We start from the raw sequence: 19,777 nt of genomic DNA on the forward strand, positions 1-19,777 counted from the left end.
ATAAGCTCCCGATATTCTCCGGAGCGACAGCAATGAAATCATCCTCAGGTGGTGGTAATCCTGATCCATTCATCCATGAAATACCGGAGCCGGTTAGGAGCCAAATGCAGCAGATGCTGCAGGGGCTGAGTGGGATGCTTACCCAGGCCATCATGGATTGGGGCCTGGAAGTGGTTAAGCATGTCGCTATCATTAACGCAGCTGGTCTTGCTGGAGCGACGGCCCTCGCTGCAGCTCCTTCGAAGGCGGAAGCCATAGTTGCGGTCACACCATTTCTGGTCGGTCTTCTCCTCGCTGTCGTAGTGATGGGAGTGATTTTCCTCTTTTCGTTCTTTATCGGTCTTTGGTACCAGCACAGACTGTCGAGATTTATGTTCGGAGTTGGGCGAGCGAGTTCATTGCGCCCTTCAAAGTGGGTGTTTTTTGCGATGGCTATTCAATGGCTCGCCGTCGCGGCTGCGATTGCCGCCTTCACCATCGGGATGGTCCGACTTATCGGCGTCGTGGGTTGATCGGCGCGTAGTGGTGTGGCGGGGGGGGCAGGAAAAGTCCAGCCGGTCCGGCGGGTCTAGACCGCCTGTTCCCTCACGCGCAGAAAATTTCCCGTTGTTTGATTTCCCTCAGTGATGGGTAATCAAAGAATTCAAAGATTCGAATTCAAAGGACACAAAATGCCACGAGGCGGAGCACGGCCCGGGGCGGGCAGGAAACCGAAGAAGGCTGTCGAGGAGGGCGTAAAGCCCGCGAAAATGAAGTCGAAGGCCGGCGGATTCACCGACGCGAGCGGCGTCAAGGTGCCGGGCGCGCCGACGGACTGGCCTTTCGGCACTGAACCGCCGGCTCAGACCACGGCACCCGCGCAACAGGCCCCGTTTGTACCGAGGTCCCCGGAAGAGCTCTCAAAGCTCATGCCGCTCGACTATCTGCTCGAGGTCATGCGGGACGAATTCGAGGAGCGTGGCCGACGAGTTCAGGCCGCGACCATCGCGGCTCCGTATTGCCACGCAAAGAAGGGCGAGAGCGGCAAGAAGGAGCAGAAGGACGAGGCAGCGAAGAAAGTCGCCGGCCGTTTTTCTCCGGCCCCGCCGCCGAAGCTGGTGGTCAACAACTAGGCGTGGAGACGGACAGATGACGAAACCGGGGAGAGATGGTTGGTCCGCCATTCCGCAGACGGATGACCCGCGGGAGTGGTTGCGAGCGGTGATGAACTCGCCCGACATCGAGATGGAGCACCGCATCGAGGCGGCCGCCGCTCTCGCGAATGCAGATGTCGTCGACGACGCGGACGAATAACGGTTTGACGCGAGCGGATTGATGGACTGGACGACTGCATGCCCAGACTGGGAGGATCGCCTCATCTCAGGGCGGTCGATCATCCCGCCGCCCATCTTTCGCGACCAGGCCGAGCAAGCGCTGGCCATCTTCAAAGAGTTGCGCGTCGTGGATCTCCCAGGGAAGCCAACGTTTGGCGAGTGTTGCGACCAATGGGTGTTCCAGTTCGTGGCGGCCATCTTTGGTGCATACGATGCACAGACCGGCAACCAGCTGATCCGTGAGTTCTACCTGCTGATCAGCAAGAAGAACACGAAGTCCACGATCGCCGCCGGCATCATGCTCACGGCCGTGATCCTCTGTTGGAGGCACGAAGAAGAGCATTTGATCCTGGCGCCCACGAAGGAAGTTGCTGATAACAGCTTCAAGCCCGCGGCCGGCATGATTCGCGCGGACGATGAGCTGGCGGCGCTGTTCCATATTCAGGACCACATTCGCACCATCACGCATCGCGTGTCGCGGGCGACACTGAAGGTCGTCGCGGCCGACACGGACACCGTGTCAGGGAAAAAGTCTGGCCGCATCCTCGTCGATGAGCACTGGCTGTTCGGCAAAAAGGGCAACGCCGAAGCGATGTTCATGGAGGCGACGGGCGGCCAGGTATCTCGCAATGAAGGCTGGGTCATCTATCTCACCACGCAGAGCGACGAGCCGCCGGCTGGCGTCTTCAAGGAGAAGCTGAACTATTACCGCGACGTGCGGGATGGAAAGATCCATGACCCCAAGTCACTCGGTGTTCTGTACGAGTTTCCGACGGCGATGGTGAAGTCTCAGGCGTATCTGGATGCCGAGAACTTCCACATCACCAACCCCAATATCGGGCGCTCGGTGAGCGTTGACTGGATAGCGGACCAGTTGCGCAAGGTCGAGCACAAAAAGGACGGTGCATTTCAGCAGTTCCTAGCCAAGCATCTGAACGTCGAGATCGGGCTGAGCCTGCGATCGGACAACTGGGCAGGCGCGCTGTTCTGGGAAGCGCAATCTGTGCCAGGCCTGACGCTATCCGAGTTGCTACGGCGTTGTGAGGTCATCGATGTCGGCATCGACGGTGGCGGTTTGGACGATTTATTGGGTGCCGCCGCCGCGGGCCGAGACCGTGAGACAGGTGATTGGTTGACGTGGTGCCGCGCATGGGCGCATCCGACGGTCCTCGAGCGGCGCAAGAGCGAGGCTTCTCGACTGCGTGACTTGGAACTCGATGGTGATCTGGTCATCGTCGATCGAATTGGCGAAGACGTCGAGCAGCTCGCCCAGATTGTGCTGCAGATTCACGAAGCCGGCCTGCTAGACAAGATCGGCGTCGATCCGAGCGGCATTGGCGCGGTTCTCGACGCGCTGTTGGCCGCCGGGATCCCTGAGAAGAATTCCAACGGCGAAGATATGATCGTCGGCATCTCGCAGGGCTGGAAGCTGGGAGGCACGATCAAGACCACCGAGCGGAAGTTGGCCGAGGGCGCGCTCTGGCATGGAGGTACGGCGCTCATGAGTTGGTGCGTCGGCAATGCCAAGGTGGAACCTCGCGGCAACGCAATCCTGATCACAAAGCAGGCCAGCGGCACGGCCAAGATCGACCCGCTGATGGCGCTGTTCAACGCCGTCGCGCTGCTGTCGCTAAACCCTGAAGGGATGGGCTCCATGGACGACTGGCTGAGCAATCCCATTGTGGCAGGCCACGCATAATGAAATTCAACCTTACGGGCGTCGCACGCGGAGTCCGCGCGGCCATCGACGGCTTCGTTCGGTCGTTCTCCCTGACCGACCACGAACTGTATAACCGCAATGCGGCGTTCGAGGCGGGCGTCGAGGTGACGCCCAAGGCGGTGATGCAGTTGGACGCGGTCTGGAGTTGCGTGCGGCTGATCTCGGAGACGATCGCGACACTGCCGCTCGCCATGTACGAGCGCACGTCGGCGGGCAAGCGCGTGTCGCCGCAGCATCCGCTGCACTTCGTCATCCACGACCAGCCGAACGCGGATTCGACGGCTTCGGTGTTCTGGGAGGCGATGGTGGCCGCAATGCTGCTGCGCGGCGCCGGCAGGGCCGAGAAGCTGTATGTCGGCGAGCAACTCGTCGGCCTGGCTTACCTCGACCCCGACAAGCTCGTCTGCACGCGGGACTTCAACACCGGGCGCAAGAAGTTCACGTACCCCCGCCCGAACGGTACGCTGCGCGAGATTCCGGAGGCCCGCGTCTGGACGATCCCAGGTTTCACCCTCGACGGCACCAATGGTGTGTCGGTAATCGCGTATGGCGCCAAGGTGTTCGGCAACGCGATGGCCGCAGACAAGGCCGCTGCGCAGACGTTCAAGTCGGGATTGCTCCAGACCGTCTACTACAAGATGGCTGCGTTCCTGAATCCGAAGCAGCGCGCGGAGTTCAAGGCGAATCTCCAAGGATCGGTAGAGCGGGGCGAGACGCCGCTGCTGGAAGGCGGAACGGACGTCGAAACTGTCGGCATCAAGCCATCCGACGCGCAACTGCTGGAATCGCGCGGATACTCGGTTGAGGCCATTTGTCGGTGGTTCCGCGTGCCGCCATGGATGGTCGGGCATACCGAGAAGTCCACGAGCTGGGGCACCGGCATCGAGCAACAGATGATCGGCTTCCTGACCTTCACGCTGGCGCCGTGGCTGAAGCGAATCGAGCAGGCGATCAGCAAGGATCTGCTCCGCCCCAGCGAGCGAGCACGCCATTATCCAAAGTTTTCCGTCGAAGGGCTGCTGCGTGCGGACAGCGCCGCGCGCGCTGCCTTCTACGCCGCGATGGTGAACAACGGCATCCTGACGCGCGACGAGGTGCGTGAGCTGGAAGACCGCGAGCCCATGGGAGGGAACGCCGCGGTGCTCACCGTCCAGTCGGCCATGACCACGCTCGATGGGCTCGGTACCACCGACGCCAGCGACGCCAACAATGCGAGGGCGGCCATCCGCGCCTTCCTCGGCTTCGAAGACGACCAGAAAAGGGGTTGATCCCATGAGCAAGAAGACGCTACCGGGGGCGCCGGAGGGACGCCCTTGCGCCGGCATTTCGAGCCAGTTGCAACCGCGTGCGCTCGACCGCTGGCACGCCAATGTGCGCGCGGCATCTGACGATGACGTTGAGCGCACGATCAGCGTCTATGACGTGATCGGCTACGACTACTGGTCGGGCGACGGGGTGACGGCGAAGCGCATTGCCGGCGCGCTGCGTGGCATGGGCGCCGGGCCGGTGACGGTCAACGTCAATTCCCCAGGCGGCGACATGTTCGAAGGCCTCGCGATCTATAACTTGCTCCGCGAGCATGACGGCGAGGTCACGGTCAAGGTGCTCGGCCTGGCCGCGTCCGCCGCGTCGATCATCGCGATGGCCGGCGACACCGTGCAGATCGCACGCGCCGGTTTCCTGATGATCCACAACGCATGGGTGATGGCTATCGGCAACCGGAACGATCTGATCGAGGTCGCCGCGACGCTGCAGCCGTTCGATGATGCGATGGCGAGCATCTACTCCGCGCGCACCGGGCAGGACATCAAGGCAATGGCGAAGCTCATGGACGCCGAGACGTGGATCGGCGGGAAGGCGGCGATCGACGACGGCTTCGCTGACGACTTCCTGCCGTCCGACCAAGTGAAGAAAGGCGAAGGAAAGGCCAGCGCCTCGGCGATCCGCCGAATCGAGGCGGCGCTGCGCTCCAGCGGCATGCCCAAGTCCGAGGCCATGCGTCTCCTCAGCGATTTCAAGTCCAGCTCGGGCGACCCGGCTGGCAGCGGTGAGGGAGATCCCACCGAACGAGTCGAGCCCCGGCCCGATTCCCTCAGTAGTGCCGCGGCATTGGCCGCATCCCTCATCTCAATCAACGCTTGAAAGGCACACCATGTCGCAAATCGAGAAGGACATCGAGACGATCAACGCCAGCCTCACGAAGGTCAGCGATCAAATCAAGACCCAAGCCGAAGCTTTCGTGAAGAACGCGAAGCAGAGCGAGTACGCCGTCGCAAAAGTGGACGAGCTGCTGAACAAGCACGGCGAGCTGCAGAACAGCCTGACCGCGACCCAGCAGGCGCTCGCCAAGCTGGAAGCGAATGGCGCCGGTGGCGACTTGCAGCACCAGACGTTCGGCCAGCAGTTCGTGGGCGGCGAAGACTTCAAGGCTTTCGCCGACAAGGCGACGCCTCGCGGCCGCGTGGACATGACGTTCAAGGCCGCCATCACCAGTCTGACGACCGACGCCGACGGCTCGGCCGGCGACTTGGTGCAGACGACCCGTCTGCCTGGCGTGCTTCCGCTGCCCCAGCGCCGCATGACCGTCCGTGACCTGATCACCCCGGGCACGATGGACGGCAACACGCTGGAGTACGTGAAGGAGACTGGCTTCACGAACAACGCGGGCATGGTCGCGGAAGGCGCGAAGAAGCCCGAGTCGTCGATGAAGTTCGACCTCGTCACCACGTCGGCGAAGGTCATCGCGCACTTCGTCAAGGCATCGCGCCAGATCCTCAGCGACGCGTCGCAACTGGCTAGCATGATCGACGGGCGCCTGCGCTACGGTCTGGCCTTCAAGGAAGAGCAACAGTTGCTGAACGGTGACGGCACGGGCCAGAACCTGCTGGGCATCATCCCGCAGGCGTCGGCCTTCGTGGCGCCGTTCGATCCGGCGGGCACGGAGACGAACATCGACAACATCCGTCTGGCGATGCTGCAGGCGTTCCTCGCCGAATACCCGGCCACGGGGCACGTGATGAACCCGATCGACTGGGCGCGCATCGAGTTGCTGAAGGACACCACCGGCCGCTACATCATCGGCAATCCGCAGGGCAGCATCGGCGCCACTCTGTGGAACTTGCCGGTGGTCGAGACGCAAGCCATTGCCGTGGACAAGTTCCTGACCGGCGCGTTCAAGCTGGGCGCCCAGGTGTTCGACCGCTGGCTGGCTCGCGTCGAGGTTGCCACCGAGAACGAAGACGACTTCGTGAAGAACATGGTGACGATCCTCGCCGAAGAGCGCCTGGCGCTGGCCGTGTACCGGCCCGAGGCGTTCATCTACGGCGACTTCGGCAACGTGACCTGATCGGCAGCAGCCGGTTCGGAGGGCCCGCTCTGGCGGGCTTGTGTCACTTACTGGAGACGATCATGAAGATCAAGTTCAAGGCGACGGACCCACGTGCGGGGACCGTCGTTCAGATGGACAGCAGCCGCGGCCAGCATTTCATCGACACCGGCGCCGCCGTGCTGGTGAAGGAAGACGACCATCGCTCTGCGGTGGCCCGCGCCGAGCTGGACAAGGCGCTGGCCGGCCTACCCGGCGACAACACCGACCCGGACTATGTCGTCGGCGCCATGCGCTCGCACTTCAAGGACGTGTTCACCGACGCCGACGAGGCGAAGGTGCGCGCCTTGGTAAAGGCGCCTGCTGCTGGCGCGCCGGAAGGTCAGACCGCCAGCGAGTCGGCGGCATCGGAGGCGGCGCCTGTCGCGGCTGCCGACGAAAAGCCGGCCGCCGAGGCGAAGACCAAAGCCAAGGCCAAGGGAGCCTGACATGCCGATCCTCGGTCTCGACATTGTGAAGTCGCACTTGCGGGTCACGTGGCAAAACGAGGATCAGCTTATCGGGATCTACCACGCGGCCGCTGAAGGATCCGCCGTCTCGTTCTTGAACCGGAAGGTCTACAACGACGAAACCGAGATGGCAGCCGCGGTCGAGGCCGGTACCGCCGGCGACGATCCGATGGTTGCGAACGCTGAGTTTCATGCCGCAGTGCTGCTCACGGCCGGCCATCTGTACGTCAACCGCGAGCAGGTCGTCCTCGGTGTCACGGCGGTGGATTTGCCGATGGGCGCGCGCGACTTTCTCCAGCCCTACCGCGTGGGGCTGGGCGTATGAGGGCGGGGCAGCGCTCGGCGCTGGTCGAGTTTCAGCGCAATGTCCCGACGCAGGACGATGCGGGACAGCCGATTTCGTCATGGGCGACCGTCGGCGCACCAGTCTGGGCAGATGTGCGACACCGAACCGGCGCTGAGTCCATTCGGGGAGACACCCCGGCGTCGGTTGTGCAGGTCAGCGTTCGCGTCCCATACCCCGTGCTGTCGGAGTTTTCCATAGACAGCAGCATGCGCGTGCTGTGTGACGGGGATGCTTATGAGGTTCAGGCGGTGCTGCCTGACAAACAAAGGAGGCAGCACGTGGACGTGGTGTGCCAGCTCGTGCCGGCTCGCGTGGATTGAAGGATGGACAGCGTCTCGTTCAAGTTTGACGGCGGCTTCGACGATGTGCTCGAGCAACTGGAGGACCGAGTCACCGCGGTCGTCCGACCGATAGCGCGGGCGGGAGCGTTGGTTTTCTACGAAGAGGCGCGTCGCCTTGTGCCGGTCCACCAGGGGGCACCCATCAAGCGCCGCAGCGGCGTGGAGACGAAGCCAGGGCAATTGCGCGACGCTATCTACCACGTCTATTCAGAACGACTGTCCAGCGAGCATTTCGCGGTCTACCAAGTCAGCTGGAATGCGAGAAAGGCGCCTCATGGGCATCTGGTCGAGTACGGGCATTGGCGCGTGAACAAGCTTGTGAAGACCGAGACGGGTTGGGCGGCCACGACGGAGCGCTTGCCGACGCCCGTGCGCGTGCCCGCTGTCTCCTTCATCCGGCGTGCAGGCGACCGCGCAGAGGCGGCGATGGCGGCGATGCAGAAGAGAGCTGCGGAGGTGGTGCCCGAAGTACTGCGGTCAATGAGTAGTGGTGGCGGAGATTACGCATGACGATTGAGGCAGATCTGAGGACCGCGCTCGGTGCCTTGGTGGCTGGCCGCGTCTATCCGGATACCGCGCCAGACGGCGTCGTGCTCCCGTTCATCGTGTACCAGCAGGTCGGCGGCGATGTGGTCGACTTCCTCGCGGGCGCTCCTGACAAGCAAAACGGCCGCTTTCAGATCGAGGTCTGGGGCACAACAAGGGCTCAGGCCAGTGCGCTGATACGTCAAGTCGCGACGATCGTCCCCGAAAATCCAGCGCTGCTCGGTTCCCCACTCGGCGGGGCCTTGTCGAACTATGACGGCGTTCTGAACTGGTACGGAGCGCAGCAGGATTTCTCTCTTTGGTTTTCAGTCTGACGCCCGTTCGGGCGCTTAACCACCGCCCGCAGTAGCGGGCATCTCTTACTACGGAGCCAGCTATGTCGGTACGTCTTCCGAACGGTTCGATTTTCTCCATTGCCTCCGCTGTGGCAGCGGCCACCGCAATGACTGCGTTGAGCAACGCCAATCCGGCTGTGGCCACCGCCCCCGATCACACGCTCGTCAATGGCGACATCGGAATCATCAAGTCGGGCTGGTCGCGGCTCGATGACCGGATCGGGCGCGTCGCCGCCGTGGCCGACGACAATTTTTCGCTCCAAGGCTTCGACACCACCAGCGTCGACACCTTTCCCGCGGGCGGCGGCGTGGGCAGCTTGCAGAAAGTTAGCACCTGGCAGGAGATTAAGCAGGTGCTGACATCGACAAGCCAAGGCGGCGAGCAGCAGTTCTTTACCTACTCGTTCCTCGAGGACACGGGCGACGACAAGCAGATCCCCACCACGCGCAGCGCGCGCTCGATCACCTTGACGATCGCGGATGACCCGACTCTGGCGCACTATGCCCCGCTCAAGGCCGCGGACGAAGACCGCCTGGCGCGTGCGATCCGTTTCCGTCTACCCAACGGGGATGCCATCTACTTCCTGGCCTACGTGTCGATGACCGACATGCCCTCCACCACGAAGAACGAAGCCATGGCCATCACGGTGACGCTCTCGCTGGCAGGGAAGCCCACTCGCTACAATGTGGCAGGTGCCTGATGTTCAAGATCACCCCGAACCCCACGTTCGCCGCCACCGTCGAGATCGCGGTTCCCGGCGAGAAGGCCGCCAAGCTGAAACTCGTCTTCCGCCACAAGACGCGCGATCAGGCGAAGGAGTTCTTCCATCGCGTATCGGAGGAGGCGAAGAATGGCTCTGACGACGGCAGTCCTGCGTCTCGCGAGCGGAAGGTCCTCGAGGAGATCGTCGCCGGTTGGGAGGATGTCGATCAGCCGTTCAGCGGTGATGCGCTCGAGCTGGTGCTCCTGAACTACCACAACGCGTCGTCCGCCATTCTCGATGCGTACATGGAGCAGCTGACCCAGGCGCGCCGGGGAAACTGATTGCGGCGTCCCGCCGGCTGTTCTGGCGGGCGCCGCCGGCTGATGAGCTTGCTGCATTCGGTATGACGGTGTCGGACGTCGCACCGGCGGATGTTGAGGTGTGGCCGGACAACGAGAAGGCGTTGGACGTGTTCGTGCAGATGAGCACCCAGTGGCGGGTGGGGATGAACGGTCCTGTTGGGCTGGACTACAGCGTGCTGCCATTCGTCATGCGAATGCAGCGCGTGCCGCGATCGGAACATCCCGAGGTTTTTGAATCTGTTCGGGTCATGGAGCACGCGGCGATGGATGAAATGAGCGAAGGAGAAGCATGAGCGAGGTAGTCGGAAAGGCCACACTCCAAGCGGATGCCGACGTCTCTGGGCTCAAGGCTGGCTTTGCGGAGGCGAAGAAGTCCGTTCAAGACCTCGAGCAGGCGGCGGCCAAGTCTTCGCAGAACACGTCGCGTGGCGTGCGCGGCATGGGCGAATCTGCCCGGGATGCAGCGGACAAGATGGACGCGGCCTCTCGCCGGTTCCTGCAGTCACTTGAACGACAGGCGGATCGAGCTGGCAAGACCGCTTCCGAGTATGCCGCCCTGCGCGCACAGCAACTTGGTGTCGGCGACGCAGCGGCGCCGTTCATCCAGCGTTTGAAGCAATCCGAGACCGCAGTTGACAGCCTTGGCATGTCCGCGCGCGCGACGGCCGCGGCGCTGCGCGGCGTCCCAGCTCAGTTCACAGACATCGTGACGTCGTTGGCGGGGGGGCAGAGTCCTCTGCTCGTGCTCACGCAGCAGGGCGGACAGCTCAAGGACATGTTTGGGGGCATTGGCCCGGCCGCTCGTGCGCTCGGTGGCTACGTGGCAGGCCTGATCAACCCCTTCACGCTCTCCGCCGCGGCGGCCGGCGCCTTAGCTGTAGCGTTCTATCAGGGTTCGAGGGAGTCGGCGAACTTCGACAAGGCACTGATCAGCACGGGAAACTATGCCGGGAAGACGGCGGCGGAACTGGCAGGGATTGCCCAGCGGATCGGCGACGCCGTGGGTACCCAGGCCGCGGCGGCAGACGCGATCACGCAGATTGCTTCGACCGGTCGAATTGCGGGTGAGCAGTTCGAAGGTCTCGCGCGTGCGGCGCTCGAGTGGAAGAAGGCGACTGGCACCGCTATCGACGACACCATCGCAAAGTACGTCCAACTCGGCGACGAGCCGGTGAAGGCCTCGCTGAAGCTGAACGAGCAGTATCACTATCTCACGTACGCGGTCTTCGAACAGATCAAGGCGCTTGACGAACAGGGCAGGAAGGAAGAGGCCGCCGCGCTTGCACAGCGCGCGTTCAGCGCCGCTCTTGCCGATCGCGCAAAGGAAGTGCAGGCGAACCTCGGTCTGCTGGAGAAAGGGTGGTTTGCCGTCGCATCGTCTGCCAAGGGGGCTTGGGACGCGATGCTTAACATCGGCCGCGAGCGCACCGCCAGCGACAACCTGAACGACCTCTACAAGACGATGGCCGTGCAGGAGAAGGAACTCGCTGAAGCGCGGGCGAAGGGCTACAACACGGTGCAGCTCGAGGCTGCGCTGAGCAGGAACCTTGAGCTCGTGAAGAAGTACAACACTGCGGTGGTCGCCGAGAATGCCAAGGGCGAGGCTGAGGGCAAGGCGCGTCGTGACAACGACGCCAAGCTCGCGGCGCAACAGCGGCTGGATGCTCAGGACAAGGCAACTCGTACCCGAGCTAAGCAGCGCAAAGACGAGATCGAACAGTTGCAGCGTGATTCCCAGACGCTGGGACTTACGGCGGAGGAGTACAACCGCCGCGCGGGGCTGATCAACGACAAGTACAAGGACCCGAAGGAGAAGGCGTTCGCCGAGGACTATGGCACGCGGTACCTCGACCAGTTGCGCCAGGCCGGCGCCGCGTTGAAGGAGCAGCTAGCCGACTCGGACAAATTCACTGCCGCTGAGAAAGCTCGTGCAGAGTTCGAGCAGCAGATCGCCGACATCAAGACCAAGAAGGTGCTCACGGCGGATCAGCGCAGCCTGCTCGCGCGACAGGACGAAATCCGGGCTCAGCTCGAGATGAACGTGGCCGCGAACGCCGAGGTTGAGGCGAAGAAGGCAGCAACGAAAGAGCAGGAGAAGCAGAACCGGTTGCTGCAGGAGGCCCGTACACAGGCCGCCGGCATCGACGTCCGTATCCGTGAAAGCGCTGCCTCTCGATCTGAGCAGTACGACCGGCAGCTCGCGGTGTTCGGCCTCGGTAGCCAGGCGCGGGAGCAACTGGCGTCCACGCAAACCGTCTACCGCGAGTTCGGCCGCATCCGGACGGACTGGATCAAGACGATGTCCGACAAGGGCCTCGTCGGCACAGAGCTTTTCACGGACCAGATCAACCGCATCCGAGACGCGCAGCAGGCGGCGCTTGACCAGGTCGGTGAGTACTACGCTGAGCTGCGAGACAAACAGAGCGACTGGCGTTATGGGGCGCTGGCTGCGATGTCTGACTATCGCGACGCGGCGGCGAACACGGCCGATCAAACCGGCCGTCTGTTTGGCAACGCGTTCCAGGGCCTCGAAGACGCCGTCGTGCAGTTCGCAACTACCGGCAAAGCCAGTTTCGGTGATTTTGCGCGGTCGGTCATCGCGGATCTGGTGCGCATACAGGCGCGGGCCGCGCTGTCGGGATTGGCTCAGATGGGCATCCAGCTTGTAGGCAGCCTGTTCTCGGCTGGGGCCGGCGCGGCGGCGGACGCCGGAAGCGCTTGGAATGCGTTCAGCACGGGCCCCAGCGCCGCGGGCTACGCCTCTACCACGGGAGCTGTTGGTTCAGGCATGTTCAGCGATACCTCGATGCAGTTCGGCGGCTTCCGCGCAGGCGGAGGCGATGTAGAAGCCGGCAAGGCATATGTCGTTGGCGAGAAGCGCCCGGAAGTCTTTGTCCCCGCGCAATCGGGGCGGATCCTGTCAAATACCGGCGGGGCGCCGATATATGTCAGCACTCAGGTCAACGTCAGCGACGGCTCGTCGCAAACGCAGGTCACCGGCGGTGACGCGGAGATGGGGCGCGCGATCGGCGATATGGTGAATGCCAGTATCACCGAACGCTTCAACCGCGAGCAGCGCCAAGGTGGCGTGCTCTGGAAGATGCGAAACGGGCAGGCATAAATGGCGATCGAGACTTTCGCGTGGAAGGCCGCTGGCCCCAGCGTGCAGGGCGACACCACCCTGCGCGTGCGCGCCGCTCAGTTCGGTGATGGGTACAAGCAAGTGGCGGCCGATGGCATCAACAACAAGGTCCAGACCTGGCCGATGAAGTTCGTGGGGACAGAAGCGCGGATCGCGGAAATCATTGCGTTCGTCGATCGACACGCGGGCTTCAGATCGTTCTACTGGACGCCGCCCCTCGGGGTGCAGGGGCTCTACCGGGTGCCCAAGTACACGCCCGCGGTCGAAGCCGGCGGCGTCTACAGCTTCTCGGCAACCTTCGAACAGGCGTTCGCGCCCTGATCCATGTCAAAGCAAACAATCGCGCTTGGAACGCCGCCTACTGGCTCTGACGGCGACACCTCCCGGGTGGCCTTCGGTAAGTCGAACAACAACTTCGATGAGCTGTACAAGCGCGCGCAATCGCAACTCGACAAGAGCATTGCCGGCGCTGCTGGCGTGGTCACTCTGACCGCTCTGGAGGCACTCAACGGCTGCATCAACCTCTCCGGATTGATCACCGGTGACAAGGAAGTGGTGCTGCCTGCCGACGTAACCCAGATGTGGGTAGTGCGCAATAGCACGACGGGAAATTTCCGAGTGCTAGTCCGCAGCGCTAGCGGTATTGGTGTTGTGCTGCAGCAGGGCACTAGTGACATCCTCTTGGCCGATGGCGCAGGAATCCTCAGCGCAACAACTGGCGTTGCGGCCGCAGCGAAGCAGCCCGTGCGTCGAAATCTATTTCGCAACGCCCAGTGGAAGATCAACCAGCGCGGTTATGTTAGCGGCACAGCTACGACCAGCGCACTCCAGAACACATATGACGGGTGGCGCGTCGTTGTGTCAGGACAGGCGGTAATTCTGAATGGCGATACGGCCACGGCGCCGGCAGGGGGCATGGAACAAGTCGTCGAGGCTGCGGACCTTGATGCTGGCTCGTACGTCATGACGTGGGAGGGTTCGGCAGTTGGATTTGTTGGCACCACACAGGTTGTGAGCGGGTCGCCTTTCACGCTGAACGGTGGAGGCAACGTCAACTTCCGATTCGCTAACGGGTTTGTTCGACGCCCTGCGCTGTCACGTGGGACTTCCGCGCTTCCGTTCGAGCCGCGCGAGTTCGCGTCAGACTTGGCCATCTGCAAGCGCTATACCAACCTCCTCTATGACATTGGAGCGACGGTCCCATTCGCCAGCGGCATTGCGGTGGATGTGAATAACGCGGTTGCGTACATCCCCATCCCAGAGATGTACGCAACTCCAACGGGGTTCATATTGTCTGGCAGCGCGATCGCGCAGACCAACGTCGGTGCTATTGGATTGGCACAGGCGACGGGTAGGTCTAAGTCGGTGGCCAGCCTCGTTTTCTCAACGACGGCGACTATGTCCGTTTGGTCGGCTGTTTTCGCGTCCTCTCAGGCCGCCGGCTTCAAGTTTCTACTTGTGGCGGAACCCACATAACTGACCATGTACCAAGAGCACCGATTGAACAGTGGCGAACTCACAAGCGTGACTCGGGTTTCGGATGGCGCGTGCATTCCTCCAGATCCGGAAAGTTCGGACTATGCCCAGTACCTTGCTTGGCTCGCGGAGGGAAATCAACCGCTGCCCGATCCGTTGCAGTCGGACGAAGCCATTCAGGCTCGCCGACTTGCGGCCGCACTCGTGGAACGCTCCCGCCGCATAGCCGAGGCCGATGTCGCCACGCAGGGGATGGCAGACGCCTTCATCGCGGGAATGCTGTCCGCAGAGGAGGCGTCGCGGTTCCGGGCCTACGCCGCTTACAAGTTGGCGCTGGCGAGGGTGGCAGATCAAGCCGGCTGGCCCACTGAACCAGCATGGCCGGAGGCTCCTGCGCAATGACGATTGCAGCTGACATCCAGAAGCTCGAGCCCGGCGAGTTGGTAGAGTTGTTCGAGCTCGATGCGACTGCACAGGGCGGCGACGTCCTGCGCTATCACGCCTATACGCGGGTAGGGCCGATCTGGTGGCAGGGCAACGAATACTCACCCTGGCCGGTGAAGGCTGAGGGCTTCGCGCGGACTGGGGACGGGCAACAGCCCTCGCCGACGCTCTCCGTCGGGAACGTGAATGGCTCGATCTCGGCGCTGTGCATCGCTCTCAATGACTTGGCCGGCGCGCGGCTGACGCGTAGGCAGACGCTCGGGAAGTACCTCGACGCAGCGAACTTCCCCGATGGCAACCCCACCGCGGACCCAGAGGAGGAACTGCCGCCGGAGCTATGGATCGTCGAACAGAAAACGAACGAATCCAACGAAACGGTCACGTTCGAGATGTCCAGTCCCCTGGACTTCGGGGGCGCCCAGTTGCCCCGTCGGCAGATCGTGGCGAACGTTTGCATGTGGCTCACGATCGGCGGTTACCGCGGCCCATACTGCGGCTACACAGGTAACGCGTACTTCGATAAGGACGACAACCCTACGGCGGATCCAGCACGAGATCGCTGCAGCGGCCGCCTCAGCTCGTGCAAGCTCCGATTCGGCGCGAATAACCCGTTGCCATACGGTTCCTTCCCCGCCGCGGATCTGATCAGGACTTGATATGGAAAGCGAGACGCTGAGGGCGATCCGGGAACATGCGACGGCTGACTATCCGCGCGAAGCCTGTGGGTTGATAGTTGTGGTCAAGGGCCGAGAGCGCTACGTTCCGTGCCGGAACGTGGCCGTCGGCAGCGAGCATTTCGTATTGCCGGCGGCAGACTACGCGGCCGCAGAGGATATGGGCGAAGTAATTGCGGTAGTGCATAGCCATCCGGACTTTCCCGCGGAGGCCAGTCAGGCTGACCTGGTCGCATGCGAGGCCTCTGGGTTGCCGTGGCATATCTTGTCCTGGCCGGCGGATGACCTGCGTACGATCGAGCCGAGCGGGTACGAGGCTCCGCTGGTTGGGAGGCGATTCGCGCATGGAGTGCTCGACTGCTACTCGCTCGTACGCGACTGGTACCGGCGCGAGAGGGGTATCGATTTGAAGGACTTCTCGCGGCGCGATGACTGGTGGAAAAGCGGCGAGGACCTCTACATGCAGCACTATGGCGAGGCTGGGTTCGCGGTGGTCTCGCAGGATCTGCCCGAGCAGGTTGGTGACGTGATCCTGATGCAGCTGCGATCGGAGGTGGTCAACCACGCGGGAATCTACATCGGGAACGGCCAGATGCTGCACCACGTGCACGGTCGGCTTTCGACCCGCGACGTGTACGGCGGCTACTGGCAGGAGATTACGCGGTGCGTGTTGAGGTATCGGGGATGAAAGAGAAGATCCGTACGATTCGCCTGTATGGGAGGCTGGGTGCTCGATTTGGACGAGTGCACCGGCTAGCTGTCTCGAGCGCAGCAGAGGCCGTGCGCGCGCTAGGCGTACTCCTTCCGGGCTTCCGCCAGGAGCTTGCCAGCAGCTCTGAACGTGGTGTGGCCTATGCTGTCTTCATCGGCAGGGAGAACATCGGAAAGGATCAGCTCGATCTCCCGCCCGGCCGCGAAGATATTCGCATCGCCCCCGTGCTGCAGGGATCGAAGCGCGCCGGCATATTTCAGATCATCGTCGGTGTCGCTCTGATCGTGGTCGGTGTTATCACCCAGCAATACAACCTCGCGTACATGGGTGGTGCGATGGCGCTTGGCGGCGTCATCCAGATGCTGTCTCCCGTCACGAATACCCTGTCGTCGCGCGATAGCCCCAGCAATGGGGCAAGCTACAACTTCAACGGCCCAATCAACACATCGGCTCAGGGTAATCCGGTGCCGTTGCTCTATGGTCGGATGATCGTCGGCAGCGCGGTCATCTCGGCGGGCATCTACGCTGAAGATCAGGTCTAGCGCCCCTCATTTCTAATCCCACGGCCCTGCGTAAGCGGGGCTTTTTCTTTGGTGCAGCAGATGCGCGACATCATCGGTTATGGCGGTGGCAAGGACGGAGGCGGGGGCAGCACGCCCGTCGAAAGCCCCGACAGCTTGCACTCGATTGCCTACGCGCGCGTATTGGACCTCGTATCTGAGGGCGAGATTAGTGGGCTCGTCAACGGGCTACAAAGCGTCCTGCTAGACGGAACACCGATTCTGAATCCTGATGGATCTCAGAACTTCATGAATGTATCGCTGGCGCATCGGACCGGCACACAGGACCAGGACTACATACCCGGATTCCCTTCGGTCGAAAACGAGCAGGCTGTAGGCGTGACGCTGACGACTGCGAATCCATGGGTCCACGCGATCAACAACAGCCAACTCTCTGCAGTTCGCATCCGGCTGGCCGTGCCCGCCTTGTCGAAGGCGAATACGTCGAACGGGGACATCGGCGGCTATCGCATCGACTATGCGATCGACCTATCCACGGACGGCAGCAGCTACGTCACTGTGGTGAGCGCGGCTTTCGACGGTAAGACGACCAACGAGTACGCGCGCAGCCATCGCGTCGATCTGCCTCCGGCTGCGCAGGGTTGGTCGGTTCGAGTGCGCCGCCTTACCCCCAACGCCAATAGCCAGACGATCGCCGACACCACGATCATCCAATCGATCACCGACGTCATTGATGGAAAGCTCAGGTATCCGAACAGCGCCATCGTTGGCCTGCAGATCGACGCCCGGCAGTTCAATAACATTCCCAGCCGCGCTTTCGACATGCGCGGTCGCATTATTCGAGTTCCGTCGAACTACGACCCGCTGACCCGCAACTACGCGGGTGTGTGGGACGGTACGTTCAAGATGGCGTGGACGGATTGCCCAGCGTGGATTTTCTATGACCTGGCGCTACATCCGCGCTATGGGCTGGGCGATCGAGTGAACGCAGCGATGGTCGATAAGTGGTCGCTGTACCAGATCGCCCAGTACTGCGATGAGTTTGTCGAAGACGGTAGGGGCGGGATGGAGCCGCGCTTCACGTGCAACTGCTACCTCCAGAGCCGCGCAGACGCGTACAAGGTGCTTCAGGACCTTGCCTCCGTGTTCCGTGGCATGTCCTACTGGGCGTCGGGCAATGTGGTGGCGGCTTGCGATATGCCGTCGGACCCCGTCTATACGTTCACTGCGGCGAACGTTATCGACGGGAAGTTCAGCTATCAGGGCAGTGGCCTGAAGGCTCGGAAGACTGTCGCCCTCGTCTCGTGGAACGACCCGGCCGACGCGTATCGCGCGAAGGTCGAGTACGTGTCTGACGACGAAGGCATCGCACTCTATGGTGTCAGGCAGACAGAGGCCACGGCGTTCGGCTGCACATCTCAGGGACAGGCCCAGCGCATGGGCCGGTGGATCCTGCTGACTAGCCGGCTGGAAACCGAGGTCGTGAGTTTCTCTGTCGGATTGGATGCTACCTTGGCTGCCCCTGGGGCGGTGATCAGAGTGGCGGACCCCACGCGCGCGGGACGGCGCCTGGGCGGCCGCATTCGCAGCGCGGCGGGGCGCACGGTGGTGCTCGACAAGGCGGACCAGGTAGCGGCGGGCAATACGCTGACAGTCATTCTGCCCACTGGTGAGGCACAAACGCGCACGATCCAGACCGTTGTCGGCGACACCGTGACCATGACAGCGGATTGGACAGCTGTGCCCGAGCCTGAATCCGTGTGGGCGGTTGAGAGCAGCGAGCTCAAGACCCAGCTCTTCCGCATCCTATCGATCACCGAGAAAGAGGGCATCACACGAGACGTAGCCGCGCTGCGGCATGAGCCTGGGAAATACGGGTTCATTGACAGCGGTACGCGCATTGAGCCTCGACCCGTGACGGTGATCCCGCCATCGGTTCAGCCGCCGCCGGCGGAGGTGCTGATCGGATCTTTTTCGGTCATCGCACAAGGCATCGCGTCGACGACCATGACGATCTCTTGGCCTGCGGTGGCCAGCGCGGTGGCATACGAGGTTGAATGGCGGCGCGACAACAGCGAGTGGGTGCGCGCTGGCAGGACTGGTTCGCTGAGCATCGAGGTGCCGAACATATACGCCGGCACCTATCTCGCTCGCGTGCGCGCCATTAACGCTATCGACGTGCCGTCCATCCCTGCTTACTCGGTGGAGACTGTATTGGCCGGGAAGACCTCTCCTCCGCCGGTCGTGACGTCCCTAGTGGCCACAGGTTTGGTGTTCGCAATCCGGCTGGATTGGGGCTTCCCGAATGACGGGCCCCTTGATGTCGAGCGCACGGAGATCTGGTACAGCCAGACCACCAGCTTGTTCGATGCGATCAAGCTCGCCGACTTCGCGTTTCCGCAGAACACCCACACCCTGATGGGGCTCGCGGCTGGCACGACTTTCTTTTTCTGGGCACGGCTGGTCGACAAGAGCGGAAACATCGGCGCGTGGTACCCAGCGGGCATCGGCGTGCAAGGTCAATCCAGCGCGGACGCCGATGAGATCCTCGAGTACCTGAGCGGGAAGATCGGCAAGACCGAGCTCGCGCAGGGGCTGCTTTCGCAGATTGAATCGGTCGCTCCGCCCTTCGCTGGAAGCACGGAGGAGTTTGCTGGATCGGTACAAATCTTTGCTGGCATCGTTTCGATCCAATCGCTGCAGCAGGAAGCCGACCTCGCACTGGCACAACAGCAGACCACGCTGCAGGCGCAGATCGGGGAAAACACGGCGCTAGTACAGACCACCGCCTCCGCGATGGTCGCGCTCGACGGCAAGATTTCCGCTGCATACACCATCAAGGTGGGGCTGACTCAAGACGGCAAGTACTACGGCGCGGGCATGGCAATCGGCGTGAGCAACGAGTCGGGCGTCGCCCAGTCTCAAATTCTGTTTCAGGCGGATCGCTTCGCGCTGCTCAATGTGGCCAACGGCGTGGTATCGACGCCATTCGTCATCCAAGGCGGGCAGACCTTTATTGCCCAGGCATTGATCGGGTCAGGCTGGATCACGAACGCGATGATTGGTGACTTCATCCAATCGAACAACTATGTCGCCGGCGTGTCGGGGTGGCGCATCGATAAGGCCGGCACGTTTGAAATCAACGGTGTGGCCGGCGGGGGGCGGATGCTCCTGACGTCGCAGTATCTGAAGTTCATCGATCCGAGTGGCATCGCGCGCTTTGAAGCAGGGAACGTCTGATGACGTGGACATGCCGCCTGCGCGACGCAGCAGGGAACGTGCTGTTCGACGGCGCCTATAGGATGGG

General features: G+C 62.5%; 23 protein-coding genes. All 23 read left to right on the top strand.

Features of this window, described 5'->3' with window-relative positions; genetic code table 11:
- Nucleotides 1-32 precede the first annotated feature (32 nt).
- The 23 genes from LDO41_RS19515 to LDO41_RS19625 all read left to right on the top strand — a co-directional run bounded on the left by LDO41_RS19515 (nt 33) and on the right by LDO41_RS19625 (nt 19,710).
- Nucleotides 33-512: a hypothetical protein gene (locus LDO41_RS19515; protein ID WP_223991194.1), complete on the top strand. Its 480-nt coding sequence runs from the start codon at nt 33-35 to the stop codon at nt 510-512.
- A 237-nt stretch (nt 513-749) separates the two neighbouring features.
- Complete coding sequence (locus tag LDO41_RS19520) at nt 750-1,112, top strand: terminase small subunit (protein WP_223991196.1); 363 nt, start codon at nt 750-752, stop codon at nt 1,110-1,112.
- Nucleotides 1,113-1,128: 16 nt separating this feature from the next.
- Nucleotides 1,129-1,293, top strand: a complete 165-nt coding sequence (locus LDO41_RS19525; protein ID WP_223991198.1) for a hypothetical protein — start codon at nt 1,129-1,131, stop codon at nt 1,291-1,293.
- 21 nt (nt 1,294-1,314) lie between these two features.
- Nucleotides 1,315-3,012, top strand: coding sequence for a terminase large subunit (locus LDO41_RS19530; RefSeq protein WP_223991199.1), 1,698 nt, complete (start codon nt 1,315-1,317; stop codon nt 3,010-3,012).
- The gene (locus LDO41_RS19535) at nt 3,012-4,301 is read left to right on the top strand and encodes a phage portal protein (RefSeq protein WP_223991201.1); all 1,290 of its coding nucleotides are present in this window, start codon (nt 3,012-3,014) and stop codon (nt 4,299-4,301) included. Before LDO41_RS19530 ends, LDO41_RS19535 begins: the two co-directional genes overlap by 1 nt.
- Before the next feature lie 4 nt (nt 4,302-4,305).
- Complete coding sequence (locus LDO41_RS19540) at nt 4,306-5,175, top strand: head maturation protease, ClpP-related (protein WP_223991203.1); 870 nt, start codon at nt 4,306-4,308, stop codon at nt 5,173-5,175.
- A 10-nt stretch (nt 5,176-5,185) separates the two neighbouring features.
- Nucleotides 5,186-6,379 carry a phage major capsid protein gene (locus LDO41_RS19545; RefSeq protein ID WP_223991205.1) on the top strand — a complete coding sequence of 398 codons (1,194 nt, stop codon included), beginning with the start codon at nt 5,186-5,188 and terminating at the stop codon, nt 6,377-6,379.
- Nucleotides 6,380-6,441: 62 nt separating this feature from the next.
- On the top strand, nt 6,442-6,846 hold the full coding sequence (locus LDO41_RS19550) for a hypothetical protein (protein ID WP_223991207.1): 405 nt from the start codon (nt 6,442-6,444) through the stop codon (nt 6,844-6,846).
- Between the two features lies 1 nt (nt 6,847).
- On the top strand, nt 6,848-7,192 hold the full coding sequence (locus LDO41_RS19555; RefSeq protein WP_223991209.1) for a head-tail connector protein: 345 nt from the start codon (nt 6,848-6,850) through the stop codon (nt 7,190-7,192).
- The gene (locus tag LDO41_RS34365) at nt 7,189-7,533 is read left to right on the top strand and encodes a phage head closure protein (RefSeq protein WP_223991211.1); all 345 of its coding nucleotides are present in this window, start codon (nt 7,189-7,191) and stop codon (nt 7,531-7,533) included. Before LDO41_RS19555 ends, LDO41_RS34365 begins: the two co-directional genes overlap by 4 nt.
- A 3-nt stretch (nt 7,534-7,536) precedes the next feature.
- On the top strand, nt 7,537-8,064 hold the full coding sequence (locus LDO41_RS19565) for an HK97 gp10 family phage protein (protein WP_223991213.1): 528 nt from the start codon (nt 7,537-7,539) through the stop codon (nt 8,062-8,064).
- Entirely contained in the window at nt 8,061-8,414 is a 354-nt protein-coding gene (locus LDO41_RS19570) for a DUF3168 domain-containing protein (protein WP_223991215.1), read from the top strand. Before LDO41_RS19565 ends, LDO41_RS19570 begins: the two co-directional genes overlap by 4 nt.
- Before the next feature lie 62 nt (nt 8,415-8,476).
- Nucleotides 8,477-9,136, top strand: a complete 660-nt coding sequence (locus tag LDO41_RS19575; RefSeq protein WP_223991217.1) for a phage tail protein — start codon at nt 8,477-8,479, stop codon at nt 9,134-9,136.
- Nucleotides 9,136-9,480, top strand: coding sequence for a phage tail assembly chaperone (locus LDO41_RS19580; protein WP_223991219.1), 345 nt, complete (start codon nt 9,136-9,138; stop codon nt 9,478-9,480). Before LDO41_RS19575 ends, LDO41_RS19580 begins: the two co-directional genes overlap by 1 nt.
- Before the next feature lie 62 nt (nt 9,481-9,542).
- Entirely contained in the window at nt 9,543-9,794 is a 252-nt protein-coding gene (locus LDO41_RS19585) for a DUF1799 domain-containing protein (protein ID WP_223991221.1), read from the top strand.
- Nucleotides 9,791-12,622: a phage tail tape measure protein gene (locus LDO41_RS19590; protein WP_223991223.1), complete on the top strand. Its 2,832-nt coding sequence runs from the start codon at nt 9,791-9,793 to the stop codon at nt 12,620-12,622. Before LDO41_RS19585 ends, LDO41_RS19590 begins: the two co-directional genes overlap by 4 nt.
- On the top strand, nt 12,623-12,964 hold the full coding sequence (locus LDO41_RS19595; RefSeq protein WP_223991225.1) for a phage tail protein: 342 nt from the start codon (nt 12,623-12,625) through the stop codon (nt 12,962-12,964). It begins immediately after the preceding gene.
- Between the two features lie 3 nt (nt 12,965-12,967).
- Nucleotides 12,968-14,119, top strand: a complete 1,152-nt coding sequence (locus LDO41_RS19600; protein ID WP_223991227.1) for a hypothetical protein — start codon at nt 12,968-12,970, stop codon at nt 14,117-14,119.
- Nucleotides 14,120-14,125: 6 nt separating this feature from the next.
- Nucleotides 14,126-14,521 (top strand): tail fiber assembly protein, encoded by a 396-nt coding sequence (locus tag LDO41_RS19605; protein WP_223991228.1) that lies wholly within the window; start codon nt 14,126-14,128, stop codon nt 14,519-14,521.
- The gene (locus LDO41_RS19610) at nt 14,518-15,219 is read left to right on the top strand and encodes a phage minor tail protein L (protein WP_223991230.1); all 702 of its coding nucleotides are present in this window, start codon (nt 14,518-14,520) and stop codon (nt 15,217-15,219) included. Before LDO41_RS19605 ends, LDO41_RS19610 begins: the two co-directional genes overlap by 4 nt.
- Before the next feature lies 1 nt (nt 15,220).
- A complete protein-coding gene (locus tag LDO41_RS19615; protein ID WP_223991232.1) occupies nt 15,221-15,925 on the top strand; it encodes a C40 family peptidase in 705 nt (234 codons plus the stop codon).
- Nucleotides 15,922-16,491: a tail assembly protein gene (locus tag LDO41_RS19620; protein WP_223991234.1), complete on the top strand. Its 570-nt coding sequence runs from the start codon at nt 15,922-15,924 to the stop codon at nt 16,489-16,491. Before LDO41_RS19615 ends, LDO41_RS19620 begins: the two co-directional genes overlap by 4 nt.
- A gap of 60 nt (nt 16,492-16,551) precedes the next feature.
- Nucleotides 16,552-19,710: a host specificity protein J gene (locus LDO41_RS19625; RefSeq protein WP_223991236.1), complete on the top strand. Its 3,159-nt coding sequence runs from the start codon at nt 16,552-16,554 to the stop codon at nt 19,708-19,710.
- Nucleotides 19,711-19,777: the final 67 nt, after the last annotated feature.

It is taken from the genome of Cupriavidus pampae (assembly GCF_914271485.1).
Lineage (GTDB): Bacteria > Pseudomonadota > Gammaproteobacteria > Burkholderiales > Burkholderiaceae > Cupriavidus > Cupriavidus pampae.